Origin of the sequence: Mesorhizobium sp. M7A.F.Ca.CA.004.12.1.1 (genome assembly GCF_003997835.1) — a bacterium.
In the GTDB taxonomy this organism is placed as follows: Bacteria; Pseudomonadota; Alphaproteobacteria; order Rhizobiales; family Rhizobiaceae; genus Mesorhizobium.
The window spans coordinates 1-7,156 of the sequence record NZ_RZRK01000283.1; the positions used below are offsets into that span (position 1 = coordinate 1).

The window sequence follows — 7,156 nt, forward strand, 5'->3', positions numbered from 1 at the left end:
ACCCCATCGCCACCCAGAACAAATCGGCCGGCTGGCCGGCCTCGCCGCGCGTCACCGCGACCATGACGGCGCCGACGAAGCCGACGGCGATGCCGACAATGCCCAGCATGTTGGGGCGCCGGACACGCAACAGGATCGAGAACACCAGTGTGATGACAGGCGACAGGGTGAACATGATGCCGGTGTAGCCGGCGCCCAGATGCGGGATGGCCGAGAACATCAGGAGGTTGGGGACGGCATAGGACACCGCGGCGGTGACGAAGAAATAGCGGAATTTGTGCGCGGTGAGCCGGACCCGCTGGCCGCGAGCCAGGAGCACGCACAGCAAGACGCCGCCGGCGCCGAGCGAGATGACGAAGGCCCAGACCATGGCCGGCACGCCGGCAGCCGTGGCGAGCTTGCCGAATGGCAGCGTCAGGCCGAGCAGGCCGCCGGTGACGACCAGCAGGCCGAGCGCCGAATCCCAAAGACGTTTCATTGACCGAATCCTGTAGCGCGGCCCTTGGCCGGCATTGCATGTTAAGATAAGATAATGGAAAGATTCTTAACGTCAAGATATATGATGGTGAGACAGTTGGACAGGGCAGCACGGGCGATCGAGCAATGGAAGCGGGAGCGGCCCGATCTGGATGTCTCGCCGATGGGTGTGCTCGGGCGGCTGAACGAGGCCGCCTCGCTGATCGCCCGCGAGCGCCTAGCGCCGTTGTTTGCCCGTTATGGATTGCAGTCCGGGGAATTCGACGTGCTGGCCACGCTGCGCCGTTCAGGCTCTCCCTACGCGCTGACGCCAACCGCCCTCTATGAAGCGACGATGGTGACGTCAGGCGCCATGACCAACAGGCTCGACCGGCTCGAAACGTCCGGATTGATCCTGCGCGGGCCGCATCCCAACGATAGGCGCGGCATTGTCGTGAGGCTGACCGACAAGGGCCTGGCCTTGATCGATGAGGCCGTCACTGCCCATGTTGCCAACGAGCACGAGATTCTCTCGGGCTTGACGCCGGCGGAACGGGAGACGCTCTCTCGGCTGCTGGAAAAGCTGATCGGGAGCGTGAGCTAATTTCTGTTGCGATCCTTCGCGCCCCCCTCTGTCCTGCCGGACACCTCCCCCACGAGGGGGGAGATTGGCAGCTTCGACACTGCGCCTGCCACGTCAGAGATTGGCGAAGGCCTAGGTGACGTCCGATCTCCCCCGTGGGGGAGATGTCCGGCAGGACAAAGGGGGGCGCTGTCCCGCTGGCGTCGAAAGACTCAGTTGCGATCGTCCGGGAACACCGGGATCGGCATGAACTCGACGCCGTCCTCGGCCAGGCTCTTGGCCTCGTCCAGCGTCGCCTCGCCATAGATGCCGCGCGGGTCGCTCTCGCCGAAATGGATCTTTCGCGCTTCCTCGGCGAACTTGTCGCCGACATAGTCGGCGTTCTCGCGCACCTTCTCGGCCATTGCCTTGAGCTGTGCCAAAGCCTGCTTCTGCGCCTCGCCCATCGCCAGCGCTATTGTTTCCTGTTTGCGCGCCGTGGAGACGGCCGGCGCCATCAGCGCCTTCTGCACCTTGTGCGATCCGCAGGTGGGGCAATCGACAAAGCCGCGCTTCTTCTGGGTGTCGAAATCGTCGTTGCTGCGGAACCAGCCTTCGAATTCGTGCTCGTGCTCGCAGATCAGGGCAAAGCGGATCAAGAGGCTGCACCCCTGAGCCGCGGCGCCTCGCCCGAACCGGCATTGACGGCGAAATCCCGTGCATTCCTGAGGTTGGGGATCTTCTTGCGCGCGGCAAGCGACTGCGCCGGGTCGATCTCGGCGACGATCACATCAGGCTCGTCATGCGCGGCTTCCGCGATGATACGGCCCCACGGATCGACGATCAGCGAATGACCGTAGGTCTCGCGGCCATCCTCATGCAGGCCGCCCTGCGCGGCGGCGATGACATAGGCGCCATTCTCGATGGCGCGGGCCCTGAGCAGCACGTGCCAGTGCGCCTCGCCGGTCTGACGGGTGAAGGCGGCAGGTACGGAAAGCAGATCGGCGCCGGCCAGTGCCTCGGCACGGAAGAGCTGCGGAAAGCGCAAATCGTAGCAAACGGCGAAGCCGAGCTTTGCACCCTCGATCTCGGTGACGACGGCCTCGGTGCCCGGTTCGTAGGCAGCGGATTCACGCCAGCTCTCACCATTGTCGAGGTCGACATCGAACATGTGGATCTTGTCGTAGGTGGCGAGCGCAGCACCATCCGGGCCAAACAGCAGCGCCCGGTTGGCGAGCTTGCCGCCGGCCCGCAGGATGGCGGTCGAGCCGATATGCAGGAAGACGCCGAGTTCCCTGGCCAATCTGCGCGCGGTCGAAACGACGATGTCCTTGTCTTCGGACGTAAACGAGGCGGCGCGAGCTTCCTTGTCGCGGATCAGCGCGCCGGTCATTTCCGGCGTCTGGATATAGGTGGCACCTAGGCTGGCTGCTTCGCGCACCAGCCGTTCGAGATCCACGGCGTTGCGCTCGGGACTCTCGCCTGAACGCATCTGGATCGCAGCGGCTTTGAAAACACCCATCGTCATTCCCTCAATTCGTCGCGCCGTTGGCGAGCAGTTTGTCCAGCCGGCCTTCGGCCTCTAGCTCGTGGAGGTCGTCACAGCCGCCGACATGCGTATCGCCGATGAAAATCTGCGGAAAGGTCGTGCGGCCATGCGCCCGGGAGATCATCTCCTGGCGCAGTTCCGGCGAGAAGGAGGCATCGTGCTCGGTAAAGGCGACGCCCTTGCGCTCGAGCAGCCGCTTGGCTGCCGTGCAATAGCCGCACATCATGCGGGTGTAGATCGTGACATCGGCCATGACGAATTTCCGCTGTTCGTTGCCGACTTATATAGTCGCGGACTCGTCCGCCCGGAAGTCCCCCGGCAACACACGCGCAAAGGTCAGCACGTCGACGGCGGCCGCACCGCCCCTTTTCAGCGCCTTGGTGGCGGAACGCACCGTGGCGCCGGTGGTGTAGACATCGTCGATCAAAAGCACCCTGCGGCCGGCGATCTCGATTTCCGCCTCGGCGGGTACCCGAAAGGCAGCCCGCACATTTTCCTCGCGTTCCCCGCGCTCCAGCCCGACCTGCTGGCGGGTGAGTTTCACGCGACGCACCGCCGAGGGGGCGAAGGGCAGTTGACTAAGCGTCGAGACCGCCCTCGCCAGTTCCGCCGATTGGTTGAAGCGCCGCCTGAAAAAGCGCCGCCAGTGCAGCGGCACCGGCACCACCACATCCGCCTCGGCGATGAGATCGGCACCGGCGCGAACCATCCAGCGCGCCATCCAGGGTGCCAGATCCGTGCGATCCTGGTATTTCAGCCCCTGCACCATCTGGCGGGCAACGCCGGAATAGGCGACCGCCGCCCGCGCCCGCTCGAAAGGCGGCGGATCGGCAATCGCCTCGGCCGACAGAAAGCCTTCGCCCATATGGTGGGTGAACGGCGTGCCCATGACCGGGCACCATGGCCGCTCCAGCAGCCTGAGCTTCGGCCAGCAGGCGCCGCACAGCACGCCTGGCTGCGAGACATGCCGGCGGCAACCGGCGCAGACCGGCGGAAACAGCATACGCGCCGGCCAGCCGACAACCGACCGGGCCAGGTTCGTGATCGCGATGGACTTGATCTTGGGCATCGGATCGGCCACGTGGTTGCTCCTGCGCGCCACTATATCAACGATCCCGGAGCGTGGACAAACAAAGGATCTGCCCGTTGCAGCCGATAATGGATACCTCTCTATGGCTGGCGCACAAGCGGCGCGCGCTTGCCCATCCGGTCGACGGTGCGGACTTCCTCATGCGCCGCACGGCCGAGGACCTTGCCGACCGGCTGGGCGCCGTCGAGCGCAGGTTCGGCAAGGCGGCTGTGCTGTTTTGCCAGACGCCGGCGGCGGCAGAAACGCTCGCCGAAAGCGGCAAGGTCGCCGACATCGTCCGCGTCGAGGCGGACACGGCCTTCCTGAGCGGTGGCGGCGCCGGCTTGATCGCACCGCTCGAAACCGTGCCGTTCGAAGCGGAAAGCCTCGATCTGGCGGTGTCGCTTCTGTCGCTGCAGGCCATGAACGACATCCCCGGCATGCTGATCCAGATCCGCCGTGCGTTGCGGCCGGATGGTCTTTTCCTCGGCGCCTTTGCCGGCGCCGGTACGCTTTTCGAGTTGCGCGAAAGCCTGCTTTCGGCCGAGACCGAGCTTTACGGCGGCGCCAGTCCGCGTGTCGCCCCGTTCACCGACGTGCGCGATGCCGGTGCGCTGCTGCAGCGCGCCGGTCTCGCTCTGCCGGTCGCCGACGTCGAGACGGTGACGGTGCGCTATGCCAGCCTGTTCAACCTGATGGCGGATCTGCGGGCCATGGGCGAAACCTCTGCGCTCACCGATCGCAGCCGGCGGCCGGGCTCGCGCAAGCTGTTTGCCCGCGCGGCGGAAATCTACGCCGAGCGGTTTTCCGACCCCGACGGCCGCGTGAGGGCAAGTTTCTCGATTGTCTGGATGTCCGGCTGGGCGCCCGACGCATCGCAGCAAAAACCGCTTAAGCCAGGGTCGGCCAAGGTCTCGCTGGGAACAATCCTGGAGGCGCCCGGCGGGCAATGATCCTGCCCGCAGGCGCGGAAAGCCGGATCAGGGCGTGGGTGCGAAAGCGTTCGCAAGCTTGCTGTTGTTGTCGCTGAACAGCCAGATGATCCCGTCGCGGACCTCACCGATACCGCCGACGATGGCCAGCGACAGCACGGCGATGATGACGCCATATTCGACGGCCGTGGCGCCGGTCTCGTCGTTCAGAAAACCCAGCAGCACTGCTTTCATGGCCTCAACCCCTCTGTCCGGGACCTTACAGCCGACCTGTTAAGAAAGGTTAACGGCAAAGGCTTAACAGGCGATGAAACCGCCGCCTTTCCGAAATCTCTTAACCATGTCAGCAGTCGCCGCTGCTCCTGCCATTGGACCTGATGATGCAGACCGAGCTCGGTTGCGGCTGCAGCACGCTGCGGCGCAGCGTGTAGGTTTCGCGATGGCCGATCGAGCCTGTCGCCGCCATGTCAAGCCCGCCGAAACCATCACGGGCCGACAGCGAGCGTGTCTGGCTGTCGAGGAAGGGGGTTGCGATCAGCGCCAGCGCCACCGCGGCCGAACCGAACAGCAGCGTGATGCGCAATATGCCCATGCCCGCATCGGCGGCGCGAAAACCGCGCTCGGGCCGGATCGAGTCCCAATCCCTGTCTAGGCTCATGCTATCGCTCCCCGGCAAATCGACGGCTCGGCCGCGAACGGCCATGCTTCAATTTTTCACGACGAGATAAATCTTCCATTAACGCTGGCTGATACACGCCTCGACCAGGAACCGACCGGACGCGAGCCTCAGAGAAGATCGATGAGGAACGGGATTAGCGGCGCATCGGCCGGCGGCATCGGATAGTCGCGCATCTGCTTTGGCCGCACCCATTTCAGCGCCTGCCCTTCCCTGGGATGGGCGATGCCGCGGAAGCGGCGGCAGATGAACAGCGGCATCAGCAGGTGGAAATCGTCGTAGGAATGACTGGCGAAAGTGAGCGGCGCCAGGCAGGGAATGTCGGTTTCGATGCCGATTTCCTCATGCAGTTCGCGAATGATGCATTGTTCGGGCGTCTCGCCGGGCTCGACCTTGCCGCCGGGAAATTCCCACAATCCGGCAAGTTGCTTGCCCTGAGGCCGCTGCGCCAGAAGCACCCGGCCGTCGGCATCGACCAGCGCGCAGGCGGCGACCAGGAGCAGGCGTTTGCCGGCGGTCACGACATTATTCATGACCCGGCGGCCGGCGGTAGTGGTAGCGATAGACTTCCTCGAAGCCGAGCGAATGGTAGAGCGCCAGCGCCGGCACGTTGTTGGCCTCGACCTGCAGCCAGGCTTCCCGCGCGCCCCGCAGCCGCGCCCATTTCAGCGCCGACAGGATCAGGTTGCGGCCATGGCCCTTGTTGCGCGCCGATCTGTCGGTGGCGACCTCGAACAGGCCGGCGAGATCGCCGTCATGCACGCAGATAAGCGTCGCCAGCGCCTCGGCTCCATCTTCGAGCGCGAACAGCCCGGCTTCGGGCTGGATGGCGCCGATGATCTCTGACAGGCCGGGGCGCAGCGAAACATCCGAACCGCTGACCTTGAGCAACGCGCCGATGAAGCGGCTGATGTCCTTGAGCGGAATCTGGTCCATGGCGGCGTCGAGCTGCGCGCCGGCCAGCGGCAGCCGCATGACCAGCGACTCGTCGAACCGGCTCCAGCCCTCGCGGTCGAGATGGCTGGCGAGATCGGGACCCGACAGCGGCGACATGCGGAACGTCAGCGGCCTTCCATAGGCATCGAAACGGCGGCTGGCCCGTCCGATACGGTCGGCCATGTGCATGATATCGCCGGGATCGAGCGGATTGACCGAGTTCAGCCGCTTGGCCGGATGGCCGGCGGTCAGCCGCACCACCCAGGTGCCGTCATAGTGGACGGCGGCTGCCGGCCAGGCGCGAAAGCCGGCCGCCTCGTAGCGGCGTACGATCGCGAGCATGCTTGCCGGATGCCTGGAGCTCAAAACCGTCAGCTCCGATAATCGCCATTGATGGCGACATATTCCTTGGTGAGATCGCAGGTCCACACCGTCGCCTTGCCGCGGCCGATGCCGATATCGGCACGGATGCGGATGTCGTCGCGCTTCATGTAGGCCGACGTCGCGGCCTCGGAGTAGCCGGGGTCGCGCTCGCCTTCATGCGCCAGCCTGTTGTCGCCGAACCAGATCGACAGCCGGTCGCGATCGGCGGGGTCGCCGGCCTTGCCGACGGCCATGACGACGCGGCCCCAATTGGCGTCCTCGCCGGCGACCGCCGTCTTGACCAGCGGCGAATTGGCGATGGACAGCGCGATGCGCTTGGCCGAGCGCGCCGATTTGGCGCCGGTGACGGTGACTTCGACCTGCTTGCGGGCGCCCTCGCCGTCGCGCACCACTTGCAGCGCCAGCGATTTCAGCACCTTGCCGAGCGCCCGGCGGAACGCGCCGAGACGGGCATCCTTGGGATCGGTTATCTCCGGCGCGCCGCGCTTGGCGGCCTTGCCGGTGGCGAAGATCAGCAGCGTGTCGCTGGTCGACGTGTCGCTGTCGACGGTGACCGCGTTGAAGGACTTGGCCGTGCCGCGCGACAACAGAT

Annotated in this window: 12 protein-coding genes; 2 read left to right on the top strand and 10 right to left on the bottom strand. The window is 65.4% G+C overall.

Annotation, left to right across the window (positions count from 1 at the left end):
- The coding region (locus EN984_RS16460; RefSeq protein WP_164765493.1) for a DMT family transporter at window positions 1–478 on the bottom strand (478 nt) is incomplete at its 3' end.
- Window positions 479–574: 96 nt separating this feature from the next.
- Here EN984_RS16460 and EN984_RS16465 point away from each other — a divergent pair.
- The gene (locus tag EN984_RS16465) at window positions 575–1,060 is read left to right on the top strand and encodes a MarR family transcriptional regulator (RefSeq protein WP_127271370.1); all 486 of its coding nucleotides are present in this window, start codon (window positions 575–577) and stop codon (window positions 1,058–1,060) included.
- 191 nt (window positions 1,061–1,251) lie between these two features.
- Here EN984_RS16465 and EN984_RS16475 read toward each other — a convergent pair whose 3' ends face one another.
- From EN984_RS16475 to EN984_RS16490, 4 genes are read right to left on the bottom strand one after another with little or no spacing between them, the layout of a single operon-like run.
- The gene (locus tag EN984_RS16475) at window positions 1,252–1,677 is read right to left on the bottom strand and encodes a DUF1178 family protein (protein WP_023811158.1); all 426 of its coding nucleotides are present in this window, start codon (window positions 1,675–1,677) and stop codon (window positions 1,252–1,254) included.
- Entirely contained in the window at window positions 1,674–2,540 is an 867-nt protein-coding gene (locus EN984_RS16480) for a carbon-nitrogen hydrolase family protein (protein WP_127383831.1), read from the bottom strand. Before EN984_RS16480 ends, EN984_RS16475 begins: the two co-directional genes overlap by 4 nt.
- Window positions 2,541–2,550: 10 nt before the next feature.
- Window positions 2,551–2,820 (bottom strand): glutaredoxin 3, encoded by a 270-nt coding sequence (gene grxC, locus EN984_RS16485; RefSeq protein WP_127271365.1) that lies wholly within the window; start codon window positions 2,818–2,820, stop codon window positions 2,551–2,553.
- A 27-nt stretch (window positions 2,821–2,847) separates the two neighbouring features.
- Window positions 2,848–3,648, bottom strand: coding sequence for a ComF family protein (locus EN984_RS16490; protein WP_127271367.1), 801 nt, complete (start codon window positions 3,646–3,648; stop codon window positions 2,848–2,850).
- 65 nt (window positions 3,649–3,713) lie between these two features.
- Between EN984_RS16490 and EN984_RS16495 the strand changes: the two genes are divergently transcribed.
- Window positions 3,714–4,589 (top strand): methyltransferase domain-containing protein, encoded by an 876-nt coding sequence (locus tag EN984_RS16495; RefSeq protein ID WP_127269619.1) that lies wholly within the window; start codon window positions 3,714–3,716, stop codon window positions 4,587–4,589.
- Between the two features lie 27 nt (window positions 4,590–4,616).
- Here EN984_RS16495 and EN984_RS16500 read toward each other — a convergent pair whose 3' ends face one another.
- The 5 genes from EN984_RS16500 to EN984_RS16520 form a co-directional block, all read right to left on the bottom strand.
- Complete coding sequence (locus EN984_RS16500; protein WP_013529446.1) at window positions 4,617–4,802, bottom strand: Flp family type IVb pilin; 186 nt, start codon at window positions 4,800–4,802, stop codon at window positions 4,617–4,619.
- Window positions 4,803–4,911: 109 nt separating this feature from the next.
- Window positions 4,912–5,226 carry a hypothetical protein gene (locus tag EN984_RS16505; protein WP_013529445.1) on the bottom strand — a complete coding sequence of 105 codons (315 nt, stop codon included), beginning with the start codon at window positions 5,224–5,226 and terminating at the stop codon, window positions 4,912–4,914.
- Between the two features lie 128 nt (window positions 5,227–5,354).
- Window positions 5,355–5,777 carry a (deoxy)nucleoside triphosphate pyrophosphohydrolase gene (locus tag EN984_RS16510; RefSeq protein WP_127269618.1) on the bottom strand — a complete coding sequence of 141 codons (423 nt, stop codon included), beginning with the start codon at window positions 5,775–5,777 and terminating at the stop codon, window positions 5,355–5,357.
- On the bottom strand, window positions 5,770–6,522 hold the full coding sequence (locus EN984_RS16515; RefSeq protein WP_127269617.1) for a GNAT family N-acetyltransferase: 753 nt from the start codon (window positions 6,520–6,522) through the stop codon (window positions 5,770–5,772). Before EN984_RS16515 ends, EN984_RS16510 begins: the two co-directional genes overlap by 8 nt.
- A 29-nt stretch (window positions 6,523–6,551) precedes the next feature.
- Window positions 6,552–7,156 (bottom strand): bifunctional ornithine acetyltransferase/N-acetylglutamate synthase (locus tag EN984_RS16520; RefSeq protein ID WP_206517434.1); only part of this gene is annotated, 605 nt, incomplete at its 5' end.

What these genes read in the sequence shown, in the direction of transcription:
- EN984_RS16505 (WP_013529445.1), bottom strand. Translation starts at nt 5,226, where the DNA reads ATGAGCCTAGACAGGGATTGGGACTCGATCCGGCCCGAGCGCGGTTTT.
- EN984_RS16480 (WP_127383831.1), bottom strand. Translation starts at nt 2,540, where the DNA reads ATGGGTGTTTTCAAAGCCGCTGCGATCCAGATGCGTTCAGGCGAGAGT.
- EN984_RS16510 (WP_127269618.1), bottom strand. Translation starts at nt 5,777, where the DNA reads ATGAATAATGTCGTGACCGCCGGCAAACGCCTGCTCCTGGTCGCCGCC.
- grxC (WP_127271365.1), bottom strand. Translation starts at nt 2,820, where the DNA reads ATGGCCGATGTCACGATCTACACCCGCATGATGTGCGGCTATTGCACG.
- EN984_RS16515 (WP_127269617.1), bottom strand. Translation starts at nt 6,522, where the DNA reads ATGCTCGCGATCGTACGCCGCTACGAGGCGGCCGGCTTTCGCGCCTGG.
- EN984_RS16500 (WP_013529446.1), bottom strand. Translation starts at nt 4,802, where the DNA reads ATGAAAGCAGTGCTGCTGGGTTTTCTGAACGACGAGACCGGCGCCACG.